The following is a 17103-nucleotide window of genomic DNA, read 5'->3' as shown; positions in this document are numbered from 1 at the left end:
GCGGCAGTGGCGCTACTTTCGGTGGGTCATCTTGGATACCCAAGTGAAGATGACCATGAAGGAGCGGCATGCCCGAATCCACCGAGCGCACCGCGCTCTACCGCTACTACGATGCCGACGACGTCCTGCCCTACGTCGGCATCTCGACCAGACGAGTGGCACGACTCACGCCCTCTTACCGAGCCCGGGGTACTGGTGACGGGTGACTTCCCGCCAAAGGAGCGCGGACGCAGACGCCTGTGGTTCGGGCCTCTTGGCCCGGTTTGCGGTTTCGTAGGCGACTTGCGCATAGGAAAGTCCACAGTTGGGAGGTCCGGGTGACACATTCTCATTTTGAGGATTCGCAAGAATCGGCTGGTTAGAGACCTGCCGAATCTATGTGATCACTTCGGGCCTGGGTCGCACGCCAGCCCCGCCACGAGCTAAGTTCTGGCCCGCCCCACGACGAACGCGAACGCCCGGTCGCCGGAGGCCGCCGCCTATGAAGATCGACGATTTTCAGCCGTCCAATGGAGCTGTCAGATGCTGTCGCCTCCGGGACTCATCCAAGTCCCCGGTTTCCCGCCTCGCAAGAAATGCAAGGTGGAAAGTACCCCGTGTGACATTGGGTTTGCACGCGGTGGTGCGCCGTTGATCGGGTTGTGCCACCTGCTCGGGGGCGGCGGGGGCATCCGATTTTCGTACCCGCTCCCGGTGGCGTGATCTAGCGTCTCACTTGTCGCCGTTCCGCCAAGACGACGAACGGCCGGGCGTCGCCACGCCCGGCCGCTGTTCGACAGCGAGTCGCCACTCGCTGACCAGTGATCCATCTCGCGAAAGAAGGAATCTCGATGAGCGTACTGCACAGCGAGTCTGCCGTCTCTGCGGCGCCCGCCGCTCCCTCCGTCTCTCCCGATTTCCGGCTGGTGCCGGCGCTGATCGGGCGCGAGGGTAGCGCCCGGCACGTGTGGATCGAAGACCCCGCGTGGTGCACGCAGGACCACGCCAACGACCGCCAGGTGGCCGTCGAGGACATCTGGCATTCGGGCCCGGACGTCGACATCGAGCTCCCGCACCGGGACGGTACGGAGCTGCTCGCCTACTTCCGCATGGGCCTGGACCCGTACAGCAGCGAAGAGGACAAGCGGCGCCCGTTCATCTTCGCCGAGGACGGCACGACCGCCAACGGCTACTACATGGACCCGCAGCATGTGGCGGAGTTCTGCGACAAGACCATCGCCAACCTGGAGAAGCTCCGGGACATGGCCCGCGCCATCGCCTCCTAAAACACCAGAAAGGCGCTCCCGGTTATATGCCGAGAGCGCCTTTCTGATGTTCTACGCGGCAACATCGAGGGCGAGCTGCTCCGGCTCCTCGACTGGCGCTGGCGACCTGGTCCACCCGTCGACCACGTCGAGGACCAGGCCCAGAACGCGCGCGGGAAAGTACTCGCGGCCACGCACCGGCGCCTCGCGAGCATCTCGTAGCGCGGCGAGGACGGCTCGTTCCAGCCGCGGCGCCAGGTCACCGGGCAGTCCCTCGATGAGGCGTATGACGCAGTCGAAGCCGTCACGGGCATGGTCACTAAGCCGAGGACGCGGATCTCCCGATGTGATACCGAACTTCACGGTGTCATTGATCTCGTCAACAACGACGTAGAACACATCCCATGACCTACCTGCGCACACCCGGCAGATACCGCACCCTTGCTGCACAGCGCCCGGCGTGGGTGAGCACTCATGGCCCTTCGCGCATCGCACGCGGTGAGGCTGCTTATTGCCAAGCCATTTGAGCTCAAGGACAACGCCACCGAGCTCCGCGACGCGTGCCCGGAATTGGCTCTCGGCCACCTTTGAATCATTTCCCGCACACGCCCCGCAGATTCCCTGTCCCTGCAGGACATTGCTGGGGGTTGGCGTGCATTCATGGCCGACCGTGCAACGCACCCTATGCGGGGCCCTGCCCAACCATTCCGTCTCCAGGACGGTTCCGCCCAGTTCCGCCACGCGGGTCCGGAAGGCGGCCCACGCGACTTTCGGGTCCCGGCCCGCACACGCCCCGCAGATTCCCTGTCCCTGCAGGACGCTGCTCGGGCGCGGTGTGCAGGCGTGGCCGGCTGCGCAGCGGACCCGGTGCGGTGTGGCCCTGCCAAGCCATTCCGTCTCCAGGACTTCACCGCCAAGTTCTGTGACGCGTGCCCTGAATGCAGCCTCGGAGGAGCCGGGTTCCTTGCCTGCGCACGCCCTACAGAGGCCGCGACCCTGCTGCACATCTGCCGGACGGGGGCTGCACTCGTGACCTCCGACACAGATCACTCGGTGTGGCTTTCTGCTACCAAGCCAGACGGGCTCAAGCAGCACGGCGCCCAATGCCTTGAGACGCGCCCGGAAAGCGACTTCAGCGGCCTTCGGGTCGCGTCCTGCGCATGCGCGGCAGATGCCGCTGCCTTGCTGCACGGAGCTCGGCGCAGGTGTGCACTCGTGCCCTTCCGGACAGCGCACCCGGTGCTGCGTGTTCTTTCCTAGCCATTCTGTCTCCAAAACCACACCGCCAAGCTGGGCGACCCGCTCTTGGAACGCGTCCCACGCTGCCTGCGAGCGCGGTGAGAGCTTCTGTACAGTTGTCACACGGGGACTCCTTCGCAGTCTCCGAAGCGGCCCCGGATGGTGCACCACCACCGCCTGGGCCGCGCGGTATTTAGGCTTCCAATTCTCCTACTTTCGCTGCCAGTTATGGCGATATTCGTGCAACTACTCGCCGCACTGACGCAATTCCCCCGCCACATGGCGTGGGCGTTGGTCGTTACCGTGTCCGCTCGTCGCCGAAGGGAGCCTCGTGGCATCCAACCCGCCGATCGCCGCCGCGGTGGTCGTCCACGCGAACCGTCTGCTCTTGATCCGCCGCCGCGTCCCGGAGGGCGCCCTGTTGTGGACGCTCCCGTCGGGCAAGGTAGAGCCCGACGAGACACCTGCCGCGGCTGCCGCGCGGGAGGCCTTGGAGGAGGCGGGCGTGACGGTCGAGCCGGTGCAGCTCCTCGGTGAGCGGCTGCATCCGGGTTCGGGCCGCCGGATGGTGTACGTGGCCTGCCGTCGGCTGGCCGGGGATGCGCGGGTGGCGAGTCCGCGGGAGGTCGCGGAGGTCGCCTGGGTGCGCCTCGGCGAGATTCCCGAGCGGATCCCTGGCGGGCTGTTCGGGCCGGTTCAGGCTTTTCTGGATGACGCCTTGGGTGCGTGAGCCGTCGCTCTGTCTGCGTCAGTGGCTGTCGGGCTCGTTGCTGGAAGTTCCGGCATGCCGTGCAAGGGCTTCGAAAAGTTTGGACCTTTGCTCGCGTGTCGGGGGGGTGTAGCTGTTCAGCGCCCTCTTCATGTTCCTCAGGGCCTCAGCCACGACTCGGACCATGCCTTCGATAACGAGTACTGCTACGGCGCCAGCAGTCACGTAGAAGGATGCTTTGGCCAGTTGGGGGTCTGTCTGCGGTTCGTGTGTTGCAGACCAGAACAGGACTTTGATGAGTATCCATACGAGGGGGCCGCAAATGCCCAGCCAGATGATCGCAGCGGCCAGTGCAGGTATCGCCTTGCGCAGCACGCGACCAGGCCGGACTGCGACGGTTATCGCCTCCAGGTCGTCTGGTTCGGGGTCTTCTTCGCGTTGAATGGCGTCGATGGCGCTGTTCTGTGCGTTCACGCCTCGCTGAGCCGATTCAACGAACGCCCCGACGAACCGGCGCAGCAGGCTTGCGAGCTGTACTGAGCCGATCAGTAGTGCCGCCAGGATGATTGTGGTGATGAGTGCGGCGTAGTCGTCGCTCATGGCCCACTTCATGCGCCCCCTATCGATCATGTGGTGGGACGAACTTACTACCAGCCGGTCGGGCCTGGCTGAGCTCGTAGCTTTACACACAAAGGCGCCCTCTCCCTGACCTCGGGAGAGGGCGCTGCCGCGTCTACACCGCCTACCTGGCGCCGCTTCCGGCAGTGGCGGTGCTTCCTGGCAAGCAAACCGACATGGCATTGTTCGGATTCGGCCATCCTGCCACCGGCACTATGTCCGGTTTGCCGGGCTGCACGTTGCCTAATTGGATTTATGGCGAGAGCCAGGGGGCTATGTCGTCAGTGGTAATGATGCAGGTCATCGGCGCGCAACTTTATGTAAAAGTCCAGCTCAGCCGAACTTTCCGTGTCAGCCCGGGTTGGGTTGTGACTCATCTTCATACGCGAGAAGGCCGTGCCGGATCTAGCTGTCTCATACGAGCCCGTCAGTTAGGTTCCAGGAATGCGTCAGGCCGGGCGGTCTTCACCCGCCCGGCCTGGTCGACCAGCGAGTCATCACCTCGCTGATCAGTGAGAACCCCTACTCGCCAGAATGGAGGCTCCGTGGGGAGCGTAGCAAAGATGGTGGTAAAGAATTTCTTGTCGGATCGGGATGCCTTAACCACCGAGCACCTGTTGGACGCCCCGCTCGATTCTCTGCTCGCCGAGTTCGGCGTGGAGGTGGCGGTGCTGGATACGGACCCGGGCTTCACCGGGGGTGCGGCGGTCCATCCTGACGGCCGGCTGCTCTTCGTGCGCCCCGCGTCCCGGCCGGCGGCGGAGTGGGAGTTGATGGCGCGGGCGATGCTCGGGCGGGCGCTGCGGGTGCCGATGCCACCGCTGCCGGAGCCATACGAACTCACCGAGCTGTAGCCGAACCCTCAGACCGCCCCCGCCCAACAGGGCGGGGGCGGTCTGCATTTGCGCCTGGTCTGCGCCCTTGTCGCACCGCCGTGTACCGCTGACCGTTGTGTAGGTCGGATGACGGTGCACTGACTGGGGGGTCTGCATGCAGCGCAGGTTGAACGACGTGACGGGTTGGGTGCTGCTGGCGGTGGCGGTGGTGTTGCACCGGACGGTGGCGAGTAAGGCGGCGACGGAGCGGCTGCAGCGGCAGCGGAATGCGGCGCTGCGTGGGGCATTCGGGCGCGGGGTGCAGGTGCCGGAGCTGGCGGCCCGGCTGGGCCTGTCGGAGGGGTGGGTGCGTCAGGTGCTGAACGGGAAGAGGCCGCCGGAGGTGGAGGAAGCCGCCTGACTAGGCGGCGAAGGCCCCGCCCGGTTTCCCGGTGCGGGGCCTGATGTCGCGCTGGCTGTTCACCCCTACGTGGCACCGCGCGTGATTCGCGAGGAGCACTGCACGAGGTGGCGTGCTTCGTAGGCTGCGCGGATCACCTGGCGGTAGGTGTCTTTCCCGAGCAGGGTCTCGATGCCGTTGAGCGTCGTGTATGCGATGTCGAGCCGAGGGTCTGGTCCGGTTCCGAAGCGCCGTTCGAAGGCTTGCTGTCGGCGGACGTTGAGGAAGTCGTGGCGGGTGGGTTCCTCGATCTCGGTGTAGATCGCTTCGATGGCGCGCTGAAGGACTGGGGCGTATAGGTCGCCGATCAGGTCTTCGAGGACGGTGAGGTGTGCTGTGGCGGCCTGGATGGGCATCGGCCAGCAGTCGGCGTTGCCGTAGCGGTGCTCGATGGCTTGGCGGAGGCTGGGCACTGGGGCGTGGAGGAGCGGCATGCGGCTTTGCCTATAGGGCATGGCGGTGCTGTCTGTGTAGGCGCGCTCGGGACCGGGTGGTGATCGGCGGGGCGTCATGTGGACGCCAGTCTGACGAACGACCTGCTCTGTCTAGGCCGCCCGCCCGGCCGCGCCCACCGTGGCTGCTGTGCCGGGCGGATACGCCTGCCGCCTCGCCTGCCGCCGTGCACCTGTCACGCCGCAGTGTTCCCGTCCGAATGCTGCCGTGTGCCGTAGCTGCCCTGCGCGCACGCTCACGATATGGGGGCGGATGGGGTGCCGCGGTTGGGCGGCGAGCAGATACACACGTGCCCGAAGTGCGGGCTACCGCAGGAGCGGGTGCCGACGCTAGAGCACGATTGGGTGATGTTGGAGCCGGGCGTGGATGTGCTGGCGCATCTGGTGCCGGCCGAGCATCGGTGGATCACGGTGTCGGATGGCCGCGTGACCGTGTACGGGGTGTGTCCGCCGGATGCGGCGCAGCGTTGCCGGATCGAGCACCGGCTCGCCTGTTCGGGCCAGCAGCTGCCCGATCTGTGGCCGTGGCTGACCACGTTGCGGGAGGAGAACGGGCGGGCGGCTGAGCGGCTGGCGAATGCGGATCCGGCGGTGATGGCGGAGGTCGAGTTGCCGGACGCGGGGTAGATGGTGCGGGCTGGCGCTGCGCCCCGGTCCCGGAGGCGGATCGGGGCGCAGGCGCGTCAGGTGAGGTCTACGAGGGTGGGGGTGGGTTCGTTCTCCAGGTCGTATGGATAGAACTCCCACATCGTGATCTTCGCGTCTTTCGGTACGCGGTAGACGAATTGCATGTCGTCCTTGAAGCCCGGCTGGAGTTGTGCGTTGCATTCCGGGTTGTCTGCGACCTCGTAGAGGTTTTCGATCGTGTCGTAGCGGCGGTCTTGGTCGTCGATGAGGGCGCTGACGATGGGCAGCGAGCAGGTGAGGTCCATGCTGGCCTTCGTCTCGTTGGTGACGACGGTCTTCAGGGTGACGTATTTGGCGCCGTCGCCTGCGTTCTTTTGCGCCCCGGCCAGGGTGATGGTGTTGCTCTCCACGACCTTGGTGATCTTGACGACTGCTCCCCCGTTGTCGGCCTTTTCGCCGACCTTGAAGTCAGTCTCGACGGTCGTTGTTGCCGCGTCCTCCGCCTCTGCGGTGTCGGCTTCGGGTGCTGCCGTCTCGGTGACTGTGACGGTGGGTGCGGGGCTGGCTTCGCTGTTGCCGGTGACGCCTGCGGTGATGGTTGCCGCGATGGCCGCGGCTGCTACTGCTGCTGCGGTGGCGATGAGGACCGTGCGGTTCTTGTTCGGCGCCGGCGGCGCGGTGGGTGGCTCATATCCGGGCATTGGCGGCGTGACGTTCTGGCTCATGATCCCCCCCGAGGGTGGTGCTGCTGAAGAGCGGATCATCCCGCATGTGGCGCACGTTACGGAGGCGTTGTGCGCGAACCGTGACCACGTGAGGGTGCACAAAGGAGCGCGCCTCGTCCGCCCGTCCGGGCGAGGGGCACTGTCACGTCCTGCGACTCAGGATGGCTTCTCCGAGTGCGGGTGTGACGGACGGGAACTCGTGCCCGCAGTGGATCCCTGGATGAGTGCTTGCATGAGGGTGAGGCCGGTGTGCTGGTCGGTGGCGTCTTCGGTCCATTCCTGGCCGTCGTCGGGGCATTTCATGCGGGCCGGGTCGGTCCATCGTCCGGTGGCGATCAGGTTGCGCTGCCTGCCGCATTGGGGGCAGGCGACGGTGCGGGCCTCGGGCATGGGGGGCTCTGGTGCGCCGTAGGTGCTGTCGTCGTATAGCCCGTCGTAGAGGTGTTCAAGCCGGTCTGTATCCGCCGGGCCGACGATGATCGGGCCGTCTACGTCGATCTGCCATGTCTGGGACTCATCCACCCTCGAACCCTACGGTCACGGCGGCCGGCCTCGGAATGGGGCCACGGCACGATGTATCCGGTCCGCCGGCCGGACGAAGGCTTGTTCGTGTTCAGCCGAGGTAGTCGATGTTGCGGAGGTAGACGCGCCGGACGGGTGGTGCGGCGATGACGAGGAGGGCGATTGCGGTGTGCTGGAGGGCGCATGTCCGCTCCACGTCGCGTAGGTCGTCGCTGCGGGGCTCCGTGTGGGCCCAGGGGTCTTGGCAGATCCCGATGAGGGCGCGGTCGAGTTCGGCTCTGGCGTCGTCGGGGAGGGCGTCCCAGACGGCTTCGACGGCCTTCGAGTAGCGGAGCTTGTACACCCGGTTAAGGGTGGCAGGTCAGGCGGCGCCTTGTGACCCGATTCGCTCAGCTGCCTGCAGGAGACGTTCTGTGCCGTCGATCCAGTCACCTGGGGGTTCCTCGCCGCGCTGTACAGCGGCCACGATTTCGCTGCTGCCTTCGAAGGCGTTCAGGGTGTTTTGGGCGATCCGCTGCCATTTGGCGAACACCTGGAGTAGCTCATGCGCCGGGGCCCGGTTGATCTCGCCGAGGAAGCGCTGGGCGAGGGCAGGGTTGCCGAGCGCTTCGGTGATGCGCTCGATCGTCCACGACTGCTCGCTCATCGCTGCCTCCGGCCGAAAGTGCTGGTTGATTCGAGACTAGCGTGAGTAAGTGAACCCTGAGGAGCCGATGGCCGGGTTGCCCCGGCCGGACGGGTTGCGTCGCCCGCCGGGCGCGCGCCCGGTGGCGCTCGACCGCTGGGGTGAACCTGCAGGCCAAACCGTCTTCCTGGCCGCCGGTACCCCGTATGTCTGGTGTCGTGATGAATCAAGTGATGCGTGCCGCGGCCGTTGCCGCCTTGGCTCTGGCGCCGCTGGCTTTTCCCGTTTCTGCTTCCGGCAGCACCACGGCTGGGCGGGCTGGTATCGACTGCCCGGACGGCTATGTCTGCATCTACCCGGAGATCAACTTTGGTGGGCAGCCGTGGGTGCGGCGGGCCGTGGATGGTGGTGTGAAGGATCTGCCGTCCTCGATCCGTGACCGGGGCAGTTCGATCCGTAACAACTCCGGCCGTACTGCCCGTGTCTATGAGAAGCGGAACTACAGCGGTCGCTGGGCGTGTGTGACCCGCAGCGGTGGTTCCATTCATGATCTGCGCGGCTACAACCTCAACGACCAGACTCGCTCTCTGAAGATCAACCGCAACGGCTGCGGTTGAACACCCCCAAGGCTGAAGCCCCTGCCGCTCAACACGCGGCAGGGGCTTCAGCCTTCCGAGCGACGGCTGGGCTACCGGGCCAGCGTCACCGTGATCGTCTGGTCGGGGCAGAAGGAGAGTTCGCGGTTGAGCGCGGCCTGTTCCGCAGGGTCGATGTTCAGCGCATACCGGGTCTTGATCGTGATCCAGTCGGTGACGTACTCACACCGGTCGGGCGTGTAGGGCGGCAGCCAGTCGGCGGGGTCCTTGTCGGCCTTGGACCTGTTGGAGGCGGCGGAGACCGCGATGAGTGCGCGGGGGTCGTCGAGGTCGTTGGCGAAGGCCTGGCGCTCGGCGGGACCCCAGGCGGAGGCGCCGCTATCCCAGGCTTCGGCGAGGGGTACGCGGTGGTCGACGTCGAGTTTCCTGGCCGTGTCGAGGTACAGGTTGTCGTAAGCCGAGTACCACTCGCCGCCGGTCAGGGCGCAGTTCGACCCTTGCGTCGGTGCGACGACCGCCTCGGCTTTCAGTACCTCCGCTCGCGTGTTGCAGCCGTCTTTGTCGGCGTCGATCCAGTGCTTGAACTTGTCGCGGGTGTAGCCAGTGCGGTCCTCGTCGCGGACCGGGAGCTGGTTGAGGGCGTCACTGACGGGCAGGGTGATGGTTTCGCCGGCCGCGGCCCGGGGCGGGATGTCGGCGGGCGCGGCGTGGGCGGTTGCGGGGAAGAGCAGGGCCGCAATGGCGGCAGCCATTGCAGCGGCGCGTGCGAGTCGCACGGTGGAGTCCTCTCGATCACGGACAGCTTTCGTGATCTTCGTAGCGACACCAGCGGGGCGCTCACCTGGAGAACGACGGCAGGTCTACCCGATCGGGCGGTAAGTGTGATGGTCAGCTCGCTGGATCGGGATGCTCAGGACGCACGTGCGTGGCAGGCATCCCCGATCGAATAACGTCAGCTTGCCTCAATCGGACGGGGCCCCGGGGTCTGCTATGAGGGGTTGACGGTCCACCCGGTCCCATGCCTGCGTTTCTGGGTTCCAACGCAGATGAGTCCGGACGATCTCTTCCGCTCTTAGACGGATCAACGCTTCTGCTGCTGCAGGGGGTAGCTCCCTCGGATACTCGATTACGCAGTTGTGTTCGGGATCGTGAACCACCACCCACGGGTTGACACTACTGCCTTCGATGCGCCTGAAGGCGGTTGAACGGCTGGATAAAGATTTTATTTTGGCGTATACGTCTTTCCCGCCCTCAGCGAGGATGCCTCCGACGAACAAGGCCGTCAGCGCGAAAATTGATACGGCCGCGGGGTCGCCCAATATGAAGCCCGCGCCAGACGTGCGCTGGTTGCGGCCATAGAAAGCATTGTCAAGATAGGGCAGGGCGGTTTCATCCGTGCCTAGATAGTGCCTGGCGAACCAACCCTCCGGCACTTCCTCTCGCCCCTGGAGTTGCCAGTGGATGTCGCCCAAGGCCGGCGCAATCACGCCGAGCAGCAGGAACCGTTCTCCCTGCAGCGACACGTCAATCTCCGTCATGGGGGCTGGGTCGCCGAAAACTAAGAAGCTCGGGTTGGCTGCCATCCACCCGAATCTCACGTCCGCCACCAGCCATCCACGGTCCCTCAAGCCCTGCTGCAGCGCATCGCCACTGACCGCCAATCGCGCGAAGTCTGCCGGAGCTTCATGGAACCGCAGATCGGTCATGCGGCGATGCTAGTGGCTTTGGCCTGGTCGCGGAGCCGCTGGAACGCGGCCTGTTCGCCGTCGGTGAGTGCCAAGCTGTCGCATGGCGCGCCGCTGGGCTCACCTGCCATGACAGCGGCTGTCATACGCGGCGTTGGTCGTTCCACGTTCGGCTACCGATGACGAGGATCCGGTACGGGGCGGTCATTCGCCGTTCCTCTCCAGTGGCCAACGCCGGTCTGCGTCGCGGCATTCGGCGACGCTGGGCCCTTCGTCGTGTGCCGCTGCCTGGCCACCTCCCGCTGCGAGGTAGCGGGTTCGCGCGTCGTGGCCTTCGAAGAGGGTGATGGCCCATGCTGCGGCGATGTGGAGTCCGCTGGCGATGCCTTCGTTGACCCATCGGGCTTCGTCGAGGGTGCAGCGGGGTGCGTTGTCGAGGGCTTTGGCGCGTTCCTGCGCTAGGCGGGCGAGGAGTTGACGGTACGCGTCGAGGCTCTCAGCGCCGCCCTGCGGCCCGTTGGGTGCCTCGGGTGCCGAATTCCCCGTCGCGGCGCCTGCCGGGACGCTGTGGGGCATGTTGGGAGGCTTCTGGCCCGCCTCCGGGTCGGCGGCGAGCTGCGCCGCGCGGTCGACTTGGACGAGCGGCACGGTCTGGTCGGTCATACGGCTGTCCTTTGCTGGTCGGGGGGTTCGAGTTCATCGAAGCGGATGATGCGGCGACGCAGGGCGATCACCACGGCGTGGGTGCGGGAGCGGGCGCCGAGCTTGTTCGCTGCCGCGGTGAGCCGCAGGTGGATGCCCTGCTCGGTGGTGTCGAGGCGGTGGGCTATCTGCTTGCTGGTGTAGCCGGAGGCGGCGAGCCGGAGCGCGGCCAACTCGCCAACGCTGAGGGGCAAGTTCGGGTTGCGGGGCATCAGCGTCTCCCTCTGGCCCTGGTCTGCCAGGTGACGCCCGGGGAGTGCGTGTGCTCGCCCCGGGACGCGGCCGACGGGCCTGTCATGAGCAGGCGCCGATCCGGCGGCAGGGCAGGCACTCGTAGCCGATGAGGTAGCCGGCGGATGTACCGAGGATGAGGGTGAGGAGGGCGATCACGGTCTGCTCCCGGTGGAGTTCACGAGGCCTGGTTGATTGCGCGGGCGACGGCAAGGGCGTGGCGGGCGTCTTCGGGCAGGGCCGCGTCCTCGCGGAGTTCGATGCCGGTCCAGCTGTCCAGCCAGTCGGCGAGCGCTTTGCCGACGCCGGGGTGCACCGCGCAGATATAGAGGGCCATGTACGGGGGCACGTGCGGGTCGGTGGTCGTGGTGGCGACGACGTAGGGCACGCCCTTGTTGCTGATCGTCTGTGGGTAGGGGCGTTTCTCGCGGTTGTCGATGTACCACGGGCCTCGGCAGTCGCCGAGTTCGCCGGTGAGGACGCGGAGTCTGGCGGTTGCGGTGGTGATTTCTTCGGTGGGTGTCATTGAGGCTCCTGGGTCGTGCGGGTCCAGCGGGGCGCTGTACGCCCGTTTGAGGCTCGTTCTGGGGTTCCGGCGTCGCGAGAGTCGCGGGAGGGGCTGCGAGGCGCTCTAGCGGGCACTGAGCGCCTCCTGAGGTCTATTCGTGTCCATACGCCGAGTGGTAGTCCGGCCCACACGACGGCGACGACCACGAGTGCGAGCGCGGCGCCGAGCGTTCCGGCCCACAGGATCGCGGCGAGGATGACGAGGTGGGCGGTGTGCACCGCCTCGGCAATCACTGCGGGTCCCTGCGGCTGATGGGCCGGAACTCAAGCGGCGGCCCGAGCTTCGGCTCCTCGCGCCACGAGCGGACGTTCGCGAGGGTGCGGCGCGGGTGCACGGTCCACATCCAGGCCAGGGCGGCCAGGACGATGGGGGCGGCGGGCCAGAACTTCCAGGTGCGCCAGCCGGGTGTGGTGGCGTCCTCGGCCCAGTTGAGGAGGCGGGGGCCGAGCCGAGCCCGGCCGAGGGCGTAACCCACGGCCAGGACGGCGTCGTGTCCGTCGGCGGGGTGGGTGTCGTGGGCCCACCAGCCGCCGGTGGGGCAATCGACGTAGGCGATCGGGGTGACGCAGGTCCGGCAGGTGGTCTGCGGGTTGTTGGTCATTCGGGTCTCCAGATGCTGTGATCGAGGGTGGGCGCCCGCCGGTAGGTCGAATACCGGCGGGCGTTCCTTGCGAGCGGGGGTCAGGCTTCGTCGGCCTCCCACGCCGCGATCGCCGCCTCCAACGGACGCGAGTCCCACACCCACGACCCGTCGTTACGGATCGGCCCCGACACCAGCCGGCCGTTCAGAGCGCGCCCCGCGGACCATGCGACCTGCTGCGGGCTGGAGAAGACGTTCACGCCCTCCGGGTCCAGCTCGGTGACGTTGCGGCCCCCGCCGGCCTCGATGAGGTGCCAGCCCCGCCGCTGATCCCAGCCGAGGTAGACGCCGTCCTGCCAGGTGTCGGTGTTGATGTCGGTCTGGTCGAACTCGATGAAGGCTTCGAGGAGTTCGCCGTCCTGGGTGGTGGTATCGGCTTTGGTGACGGTGATGCCGTAGGTGGCGAGTTCGGTGGTGACGGCTTCGATGTACGAGTCGTGCGGCAGGCTGGTCATGATTCCTCCTGGTTTAGCGGGTGTTGGGACGGTAGGGGGTGGGTCTGACAGCGGGTTGTGGTTCAGGCGGGCGCAGGCTCGTTGGCGAGCTCCAGCAGCACCGCGGCGTGGCAGTGATCCGGCTCGCCGGGCTCGGGGAGCGGGCACCAGCACATGAGGTCCCGGCCGGCCAGCTGCTGCCGTGCTTCGTCACGCACCTCCGGCCGGTCGGCCAGCCACTGGCGGTAGAGCTCGACGACCTGCTCGCGGGTGGCGTCTTGGACGAGGTGCCACGTGATGGTGCCGTCGGGGTGCACGAAGGCGTGTTGCTGTCCGGACGTTTTACCGAGGCGTCCTTCGTGCTCCCACTCGCTGCCGTCGAGCGCGGGCATTCGGACCTGGGTGGAGTTGAGCGGGTACGCGTTGCCCCAGCGGCTGCCGCGTCCGACATAGACGGCTTCCTCAGGCGCGCGCCATCCCTTGGTGCGACGGCGTTGGATACGGGCGGGCATCACGCCTCCTCGCCGCTGAGGAACTCCCGGAGCCTCCGGTCGGCTTCGCCAGAGCGGGCGTCCTTTCGGGCGATCGCCGCGAGCAGGAACCGGATCTGGGCGCGGTGGCGGCGAACCTCGGCGACGAGCGCAGGCACGTCGTCACGAGCAGCCGCCATCAACTCCCAGTCGGCATCGGTGAAGTCACAGATCTCCGAACGGTGGAAGTCGTAATCGCGCGGCTGCTCCCCGGTCCGCTTGCAGCGCTCCACCGCGAGATGCGTCGGGGTGGGGGTGACGATGCCGGTCACGAACATGCCGTGGCCGCACGGGTAGTCGCCGCCGCAGTCGCACGACTCGCGGTCGAGTCGCCAGGGGCCAGGGGTGAGGCGCTCGCGGGTGGCGCGGGCGTCGATCTCGTTGAGCTGGGCGTCGCTCAGGGGCGGGCGGTCGGTCATGGTCGGTGCCTTTCGTGTGGCCGGCCGGGGTAGCCGGGTGTGATGGCGGTGGGGTGGGGCGGGCGGGCAACAACGCGCGCCGGGTCAGGGCTTGGTGACGTGGAGGCGTCGTCGTCCGCCGCCCGGCTGCTGGTCGGGAATCACGTGAAACCCGGCGGCCTGCAACTCCAGCCGGTACTTCTCCAGTTGGTCGGCTTCGCCGGGTCCGTCGTGGAAGACGTGCACCATGCGCCGTCCGGCCTGGGCGGTGCGGTAGCCGGGCTCCCAGTCGCCGTCGACGAACTCGGACTGCGGGTAGGCGGCGAGGACGGCGTCGACGTCGCGGGCGTGGATGACGCGGGCCATCAGCGGGTCACCTGCTCAGGTGTCCGCGGGCGGCCCGCGATCTTCGCCAGCTTGGCGTCCAAGTGCCCGGCCGGGTCGTCGACGATCGAGGCCAACGCCACCGCCGCAGTGACGATCACGTCGCACAACTCGTCCGCCACGTCGCGGGGGCTGTGCGTGACGCCCTTCCGCGGGTTCTGGCCGACGGCGCCGATCCACGCCTGGGCGACCTCGCCGGCCTCCTCGGACAGCTTCAGGATGCGGAGGGTGACCTCCTGCTGGGTGCGGCCGTTCTCCCGGTCCAGCCAGGCGACGAGGTTGCGGATCGTGGACCACTGGTTGGGGCTGATCATCGGGTTCTCCTGTCGGGTTGGGGTTAGGCGGCTTGGCGGAAGCCTTCGGAGCGCCAGCGGTAGACGCAGCGGGGGGTGACGCCGACGATGCGGGCGATCTCCTCGGCGGGCACGTCGCGTTCGGTGAGGCCGCGAGCGACCATGACCCGCTCCAGGCGGGTGAGGCCCTCGACGGCCCGCTGTTCGGCGACGATCAGCTCGACGTCGAACTCGTCGGCAACGGTCCACTCGGTGAAGTCGGGGTCGCCGTGGCGGGTGATGCGAGTCCGGTGCTTGTAGCAGATCCGCCGGCCGGGGCGAGGTGCTGCGGTGCAGCCGTCGATGCGGCAAGTGGCGTTCATGCAGCGGTCACCCTGGCTTCCTCCTCCCGGCGTTCGTGGACGGTGATCCGGGCTCGTCCTTCGTCGTGGCAGGGCGTGGTCGGTTCGACCTGGCATTGGGGGCAGCAGGCGGTGGTCTGCGCCCACGCGGACACGCGCTGAGGGTGCGGCTCGGTCAGGATCCGACCCGACTTCCGCAACACACACGGCCGGTGAGCGGGGACACCGCAGTGCGGGCAGTCCACAGCACGAGCCGGGTGCTGGCGGGCGCGCATGAAGTGCCGCAGGTTCTCGGGCATCGGGGCGGAGTAGCGGAGCGTCATCGGTTCTCCTCGGTGTTGGGCGGCGGGCAGTTGCCGCAGTCGCAGGGTTCGTCGGGTCGGTGGATCTCGTTGCTCAGGTGCCGGGCAGCCGCCGCCCATACGTGGCGGGGTATCTGCCAGTCCGGCGGCGGCCCGGCGGGCCGGTGCCAGAAGGCCAGGCGCCCGGCCGGTGACCGGGCGGCTTTTGCGCGGCGGGCTTCGGGGCCGGTTCGCGGCGGGACTTGCCGATCGCGATCTGCGCGCGCAGCAGCTGCCGGAGCTCCCCGCGCCCCTCGCGGCGGATCGCCTTCACGTCGTCGACCTGGATGCCGTCGTCCTGCGGGATCTGCGCCTCGCTCACGACGCCGCCTCCTCGTCGACTTCGAGGCGGGCGAGGTGACGGGTAGAAGCAGCCTTGCGGCGCTCAATCTCCGCCTGCTCGGCAGCCGGATCCGTGTCGCCGCTTCGAGCCGCATGCGGGGCGCGCTCACTCCCGCCTGGGGTCCGGCACGGCCGGCCGACCGCGGCCTTGCACTTGGGGCAGTCGGCGCCAAGAGGTCCTGGGCGCTTCACCTCCGCGACCTCGGGCGAGACCTTCCGGCCTATGCCAGCCACGAGTTCAGCGACAGGCCGACGCTTCATCTCCAGCCCGTCTGCGGCCCGGGTGCGCAGACCGCGAAGCGCCGAGAGGTAGGCCTGTACGTCGTCCGGGTCAGCGTCAGGGACCTCAGCCGACAAACCGGGGCCCTGGAAGTCCGCGGCCCGCTCGTCGCGCTGCTTACGGATCTCAGCGATGATTTCGGCCGGGCTGACGAACGGCTGCTTACGAGCCACAGCCGCAGCGGCGGCACGGGCGTCGGTGAGCGCGAAGTCGGCGAGGACGTCGTGCCAGGCGTCGGGGGTGTACTCGTCGAACTTCTGGCCGGGGCAGAGTGCCCGCACGTAACGGGCGAGCACAACGGTTTCGTCGGGGGTCACTGGTCCTCCTGCATACGGGATTTGGCGCGCTCCATGGCGCGGTCGAAGAGGTCGTTGGTTTCTTGCTGCTGGCGGGTCGGGGGCAGACCGCCCACGACGGCAGGCAGGTACGAGACGCCGTCCTGCTGCTCGGGGGCTTCGAGAGTTCTCCAGCCCGGAACCCAGGCGGAGGCGCCAGCAGGTGGGCCTTTGAGTCGGGCGGAGTTGACGGCGTAGGCGACCATCGCGGCGACGCCGACGCGTTCGATGGCTTGGCGGGTGTACTCCCAGCCGGATTCGCGGAGATCCCAGGCGACGCCAGCGAGGCCTGCCGTAGCGACGCCGCGCTTCAGATCGGCTAGGGGGTCAGGTAGACCGCCCGTTCGCCGCTCGCCTGCAGCACCAGTACTTCCGTAGGAAGTACTGGTGTAAGGAGCGGCAGCGGCATGGATACCCGTGACGGAAGCGTCACGCCGTGACACCTGCTCCCGACCTGCACATTCGTCTGAACTCTGCGATCTTTCCGAAGCACTTTCACTTTTTTTCGAGGACGAATCGAAGGTAAAGTCCTTCGATTCCTCGGCGTTTCGCTCGCCTTTTTGGGTGTCAGGAGCTCCACCGCGACGCTCCTCACGGTGCTTCGACTGGCGGTCGCGGGCCTTCTTGCGCTCTGCCTCGGCGCGGGCGCGAGAGGTGTTGCGGCCGTCCTCCAGGAAGTCGTGGAAGACGTAGTCGCCCGGGGCTGGATCGGGGCATCCGTCGCGGCATCCGTGGCCGTGCTCGTGCCACAGGCCGGCCTTGACGAGCTTGGCCGCTTGCGGCTTGGTGCCGTACAGCTCGGCGACAACGCCGGGCACGATGCCGTCGGTCAAGTGCTGGGCGGCGTAGGAACCGCAGCGCAGCCACAGACCGAGCGCAGCGTTCCCAGCCTTGATCAGCTTCGGGTGGGAGTGCGCCTTGTCATCGATCCTGAACCAGGGCATCAGTTCTCCCTGGGGGCTTTGGT

Annotated in this window: 30 protein-coding genes; 7 read left to right on the top strand and 23 right to left on the bottom strand. The window is 67.4% G+C overall.

The window, feature by feature from the left end; translation table 11 throughout:
- Window positions 1-68 precede the first annotated feature (68 nt).
- On the top strand, window positions 69-206 hold the full coding sequence (locus tag FPZ41_RS46735) for a hypothetical protein (protein ID WP_194235933.1): 138 nt from the start codon (window positions 69-71) through the stop codon (window positions 204-206).
- A gap of 624 nt (window positions 207-830) precedes the next feature.
- Window positions 831-1265, top strand: a complete 435-nt coding sequence (locus FPZ41_RS00350; RefSeq protein ID WP_152857930.1) for a DUF6907 domain-containing protein — start codon at window positions 831-833, stop codon at window positions 1263-1265.
- A 51-nt stretch (window positions 1266-1316) separates the two neighbouring features.
- Here FPZ41_RS00350 and FPZ41_RS00345 read toward each other — a convergent pair whose 3' ends face one another.
- Complete coding sequence (locus FPZ41_RS00345; RefSeq protein WP_152857928.1) at window positions 1317-1607, bottom strand: GIY-YIG nuclease family protein; 291 nt, start codon at window positions 1605-1607, stop codon at window positions 1317-1319.
- A gap of 1207 nt (window positions 1608-2814) precedes the next feature.
- Here FPZ41_RS00345 and FPZ41_RS00340 point away from each other — a divergent pair.
- Window positions 2815-3213 (top strand): NUDIX hydrolase, encoded by a 399-nt coding sequence (locus FPZ41_RS00340; RefSeq protein WP_322619687.1) that lies wholly within the window; start codon window positions 2815-2817, stop codon window positions 3211-3213.
- 18 nt (window positions 3214-3231) lie between these two features.
- Here the strand turns inward: FPZ41_RS00340 and FPZ41_RS00335 are convergent, their stop codons facing one another.
- Window positions 3232-3792: a hypothetical protein gene (locus FPZ41_RS00335; RefSeq protein ID WP_152857926.1), complete on the bottom strand. Its 561-nt coding sequence runs from the start codon at window positions 3790-3792 to the stop codon at window positions 3232-3234.
- A 635-nt stretch (window positions 3793-4427) separates the two neighbouring features.
- Between FPZ41_RS00335 and FPZ41_RS46730 the strand changes: the two genes are divergently transcribed.
- Both FPZ41_RS46730 and FPZ41_RS00330 read left to right on the top strand, forming a co-directional pair.
- Window positions 4428-4664 carry a hypothetical protein gene (locus FPZ41_RS46730; protein ID WP_194235932.1) on the top strand — a complete coding sequence of 79 codons (237 nt, stop codon included), beginning with the start codon at window positions 4428-4430 and terminating at the stop codon, window positions 4662-4664.
- Window positions 4665-4800: 136 nt separating this feature from the next.
- A complete protein-coding gene (locus FPZ41_RS00330; RefSeq protein ID WP_152857924.1) occupies window positions 4801-5046 on the top strand; it encodes a hypothetical protein in 246 nt (81 codons plus the stop codon).
- A 65-nt stretch (window positions 5047-5111) separates the two neighbouring features.
- Here the strand turns inward: FPZ41_RS00330 and FPZ41_RS00325 are convergent, their stop codons facing one another.
- A complete protein-coding gene (locus FPZ41_RS00325; protein ID WP_152857922.1) occupies window positions 5112-5519 on the bottom strand; it encodes a hypothetical protein in 408 nt (135 codons plus the stop codon).
- A gap of 261 nt (window positions 5520-5780) precedes the next feature.
- On the opposite strand from FPZ41_RS00325, the gene FPZ41_RS00320 reads away from it, so the two are divergent.
- Window positions 5781-6164: a DUF6083 domain-containing protein gene (locus FPZ41_RS00320; protein ID WP_152857920.1), complete on the top strand. Its 384-nt coding sequence runs from the start codon at window positions 5781-5783 to the stop codon at window positions 6162-6164.
- A 56-nt stretch (window positions 6165-6220) separates the two neighbouring features.
- Here the strand turns inward: FPZ41_RS00320 and FPZ41_RS00315 are convergent, their stop codons facing one another.
- The 4 genes from FPZ41_RS00315 to FPZ41_RS00300 all read right to left on the bottom strand — a co-directional run bounded on the left by FPZ41_RS00315 (window position 6221) and on the right by FPZ41_RS00300 (window position 8057).
- Window positions 6221-6889 carry a DUF4352 domain-containing protein gene (locus tag FPZ41_RS00315; RefSeq protein WP_194235931.1) on the bottom strand — a complete coding sequence of 223 codons (669 nt, stop codon included), beginning with the start codon at window positions 6887-6889 and terminating at the stop codon, window positions 6221-6223.
- A gap of 156 nt (window positions 6890-7045) precedes the next feature.
- Window positions 7046-7411, bottom strand: coding sequence for a hypothetical protein (locus tag FPZ41_RS00310; protein WP_152857916.1), 366 nt, complete (start codon window positions 7409-7411; stop codon window positions 7046-7048).
- 91 nt (window positions 7412-7502) lie between these two features.
- Window positions 7503-7754 carry a type II toxin-antitoxin system RelE family toxin gene (locus FPZ41_RS00305; RefSeq protein ID WP_152857914.1) on the bottom strand — a complete coding sequence of 84 codons (252 nt, stop codon included), beginning with the start codon at window positions 7752-7754 and terminating at the stop codon, window positions 7503-7505.
- 18 nt (window positions 7755-7772) lie between these two features.
- On the bottom strand, window positions 7773-8057 hold the full coding sequence (locus tag FPZ41_RS00300) for a hypothetical protein (protein ID WP_152857912.1): 285 nt from the start codon (window positions 8055-8057) through the stop codon (window positions 7773-7775).
- Window positions 8058-8197: 140 nt separating this feature from the next.
- Here FPZ41_RS00300 and FPZ41_RS00295 point away from each other — a divergent pair, with 140 nt between their 5' ends.
- Complete coding sequence (locus FPZ41_RS00295) at window positions 8198-8653, top strand: peptidase inhibitor family I36 protein (protein ID WP_322619686.1); 456 nt, start codon at window positions 8198-8200, stop codon at window positions 8651-8653.
- 71 nt (window positions 8654-8724) lie between these two features.
- Here FPZ41_RS00295 and FPZ41_RS00290 read toward each other — a convergent pair whose 3' ends face one another.
- The 16 genes from FPZ41_RS00290 to FPZ41_RS00215 form a co-directional block, all read right to left on the bottom strand.
- Window positions 8725-9384, bottom strand: a complete 660-nt coding sequence (locus FPZ41_RS00290; protein WP_194235930.1) for an HNH endonuclease family protein — start codon at window positions 9382-9384, stop codon at window positions 8725-8727.
- 210 nt (window positions 9385-9594) lie between these two features.
- A complete protein-coding gene (locus FPZ41_RS00285) occupies window positions 9595-10338 on the bottom strand; it encodes a hypothetical protein (protein WP_152857910.1) in 744 nt (247 codons plus the stop codon).
- A gap of 183 nt (window positions 10339-10521) precedes the next feature.
- The gene (locus FPZ41_RS00280) at window positions 10522-10980 is read right to left on the bottom strand and encodes a hypothetical protein (RefSeq protein WP_152857908.1); all 459 of its coding nucleotides are present in this window, start codon (window positions 10978-10980) and stop codon (window positions 10522-10524) included.
- Entirely contained in the window at window positions 10977-11231 is a 255-nt protein-coding gene (locus FPZ41_RS00275; protein WP_152857906.1) for a response regulator transcription factor, read from the bottom strand. The genes FPZ41_RS00280 and FPZ41_RS00275 overlap by 4 nt, the downstream gene beginning before the upstream one ends.
- A 197-nt stretch (window positions 11232-11428) precedes the next feature.
- Window positions 11429-11776 (bottom strand): hypothetical protein, encoded by a 348-nt coding sequence (locus FPZ41_RS00270; protein WP_152857904.1) that lies wholly within the window; start codon window positions 11774-11776, stop codon window positions 11429-11431.
- Window positions 11777-12047: 271 nt separating this feature from the next.
- Window positions 12048-12419 (bottom strand): hypothetical protein, encoded by a 372-nt coding sequence (locus tag FPZ41_RS00265; protein WP_152857902.1) that lies wholly within the window; start codon window positions 12417-12419, stop codon window positions 12048-12050.
- A gap of 80 nt (window positions 12420-12499) precedes the next feature.
- On the bottom strand, window positions 12500-12913 hold the full coding sequence (locus tag FPZ41_RS00260; protein ID WP_152857900.1) for a DUF6292 family protein: 414 nt from the start codon (window positions 12911-12913) through the stop codon (window positions 12500-12502).
- A gap of 62 nt (window positions 12914-12975) precedes the next feature.
- Window positions 12976-13404 (bottom strand): DUF4326 domain-containing protein, encoded by a 429-nt coding sequence (locus tag FPZ41_RS00255; protein WP_152857898.1) that lies wholly within the window; start codon window positions 13402-13404, stop codon window positions 12976-12978.
- The gene (locus FPZ41_RS00250) at window positions 13404-13841 is read right to left on the bottom strand and encodes a hypothetical protein (protein WP_152857896.1); all 438 of its coding nucleotides are present in this window, start codon (window positions 13839-13841) and stop codon (window positions 13404-13406) included. Before FPZ41_RS00250 ends, FPZ41_RS00255 begins: the two co-directional genes overlap by 1 nt.
- An 84-nt stretch (window positions 13842-13925) precedes the next feature.
- Window positions 13926-14186 (bottom strand): hypothetical protein, encoded by a 261-nt coding sequence (locus FPZ41_RS00245; RefSeq protein WP_152857894.1) that lies wholly within the window; start codon window positions 14184-14186, stop codon window positions 13926-13928.
- A complete protein-coding gene (locus FPZ41_RS00240) occupies window positions 14186-14518 on the bottom strand; it encodes a MazG-like family protein (RefSeq protein WP_152857892.1) in 333 nt (110 codons plus the stop codon). The genes FPZ41_RS00245 and FPZ41_RS00240 overlap by 1 nt, the downstream gene beginning before the upstream one ends.
- A gap of 23 nt (window positions 14519-14541) precedes the next feature.
- On the bottom strand, window positions 14542-14859 hold the full coding sequence (locus tag FPZ41_RS00235; RefSeq protein WP_152857890.1) for a helix-turn-helix domain-containing protein: 318 nt from the start codon (window positions 14857-14859) through the stop codon (window positions 14542-14544).
- The gene (locus FPZ41_RS50535) at window positions 14856-15113 is read right to left on the bottom strand and encodes a zinc finger domain-containing protein (protein ID WP_456154430.1); all 258 of its coding nucleotides are present in this window, start codon (window positions 15111-15113) and stop codon (window positions 14856-14858) included. Before FPZ41_RS50535 ends, FPZ41_RS00235 begins: the two co-directional genes overlap by 4 nt.
- A gap of 121 nt (window positions 15114-15234) precedes the next feature.
- Window positions 15235-15501 (bottom strand): hypothetical protein, encoded by a 267-nt coding sequence (locus FPZ41_RS00225; protein WP_152857886.1) that lies wholly within the window; start codon window positions 15499-15501, stop codon window positions 15235-15237.
- The gene (locus FPZ41_RS00220; protein ID WP_152857884.1) at window positions 15498-16118 is read right to left on the bottom strand and encodes a zinc finger domain-containing protein; all 621 of its coding nucleotides are present in this window, start codon (window positions 16116-16118) and stop codon (window positions 15498-15500) included. Before FPZ41_RS00220 ends, FPZ41_RS00225 begins: the two co-directional genes overlap by 4 nt.
- Window positions 16115-17080 carry a hypothetical protein gene (locus tag FPZ41_RS00215; RefSeq protein WP_152857883.1) on the bottom strand — a complete coding sequence of 322 codons (966 nt, stop codon included), beginning with the start codon at window positions 17078-17080 and terminating at the stop codon, window positions 16115-16117. Before FPZ41_RS00215 ends, FPZ41_RS00220 begins: the two co-directional genes overlap by 4 nt.
- Window positions 17081-17103 lie beyond the last annotated feature (23 nt).

Source organism: Streptomyces acidicola (genome assembly GCF_009377235.1).
GTDB classification, from domain to species: Bacteria; Actinomycetota; Actinomycetes; order Streptomycetales; family Streptomycetaceae; genus Streptomyces; species Streptomyces acidicola.
This window is presented reverse-complemented; position numbering and strand designations above follow the sequence as displayed.

Coding starts and splice junctions, on each gene's coding strand:
- FPZ41_RS00270 (WP_152857904.1), bottom strand. CDS start 11,776: ATGACACCCACCGAAGAAATCACCACCGCAACCGCCAGACTCCGCGTC.
- FPZ41_RS00260 (WP_152857900.1), bottom strand. CDS start 12,913: ATGACCAGCCTGCCGCACGACTCGTACATCGAAGCCGTCACCACCGAA.
- FPZ41_RS00350 (WP_152857930.1), top strand. CDS start 831: ATGAGCGTACTGCACAGCGAGTCTGCCGTCTCTGCGGCGCCCGCCGCT.
- FPZ41_RS00280 (WP_152857908.1), bottom strand. CDS start 10,980: ATGACCGACCAGACCGTGCCGCTCGTCCAAGTCGACCGCGCGGCGCAG.
- FPZ41_RS00285 (WP_152857910.1), bottom strand. CDS start 10,338: ATGACCGATCTGCGGTTCCATGAAGCTCCGGCAGACTTCGCGCGATTG.
- FPZ41_RS00290 (WP_194235930.1), bottom strand. CDS start 9,384: ATGGCTGCCGCCATTGCGGCCCTGCTCTTCCCCGCAACCGCCCACGCC.
- FPZ41_RS00240 (WP_152857892.1), bottom strand. CDS start 14,518: ATGATCAGCCCCAACCAGTGGTCCACGATCCGCAACCTCGTCGCCTGG.
- FPZ41_RS00215 (WP_152857883.1), bottom strand. CDS start 17,080: ATGCCCTGGTTCAGGATCGATGACAAGGCGCACTCCCACCCGAAGCTG.
- FPZ41_RS00315 (WP_194235931.1), bottom strand. CDS start 6,889: ATGAGCCAGAACGTCACGCCGCCAATGCCCGGATATGAGCCACCCACC.
- FPZ41_RS00325 (WP_152857922.1), bottom strand. CDS start 5,519: ATGCCGCTCCTCCACGCCCCAGTGCCCAGCCTCCGCCAAGCCATCGAG.
- FPZ41_RS00335 (WP_152857926.1), bottom strand. CDS start 3,792: ATGAGCGACGACTACGCCGCACTCATCACCACAATCATCCTGGCGGCA.
- FPZ41_RS00245 (WP_152857894.1), bottom strand. CDS start 14,186: ATGGCCCGCGTCATCCACGCCCGCGACGTCGACGCCGTCCTCGCCGCC.
- FPZ41_RS00320 (WP_152857920.1), top strand. CDS start 5,781: ATGGGGGCGGATGGGGTGCCGCGGTTGGGCGGCGAGCAGATACACACG.
- FPZ41_RS50535 (WP_456154430.1), bottom strand. CDS start 15,113: ATGCGCGCCCGCCAGCACCCGGCTCGTGCTGTGGACTGCCCGCACTGC.
- FPZ41_RS00265 (WP_152857902.1), bottom strand. CDS start 12,419: ATGACCAACAACCCGCAGACCACCTGCCGGACCTGCGTCACCCCGATC.
- FPZ41_RS00235 (WP_152857890.1), bottom strand. CDS start 14,859: ATGAACGCCACTTGCCGCATCGACGGCTGCACCGCAGCACCTCGCCCC.
- FPZ41_RS46735 (WP_194235933.1), top strand. CDS start 69: ATGCCCGAATCCACCGAGCGCACCGCGCTCTACCGCTACTACGATGCC.
- FPZ41_RS00250 (WP_152857896.1), bottom strand. CDS start 13,841: ATGACCGACCGCCCGCCCCTGAGCGACGCCCAGCTCAACGAGATCGAC.
- FPZ41_RS00330 (WP_152857924.1), top strand. CDS start 4,801: ATGCAGCGCAGGTTGAACGACGTGACGGGTTGGGTGCTGCTGGCGGTG.
- FPZ41_RS00275 (WP_152857906.1), bottom strand. CDS start 11,231: ATGCCCCGCAACCCGAACTTGCCCCTCAGCGTTGGCGAGTTGGCCGCG.
- FPZ41_RS00255 (WP_152857898.1), bottom strand. CDS start 13,404: ATGCCCGCCCGTATCCAACGCCGTCGCACCAAGGGATGGCGCGCGCCT.
- FPZ41_RS00300 (WP_152857912.1), bottom strand. CDS start 8,057: ATGAGCGAGCAGTCGTGGACGATCGAGCGCATCACCGAAGCGCTCGGC.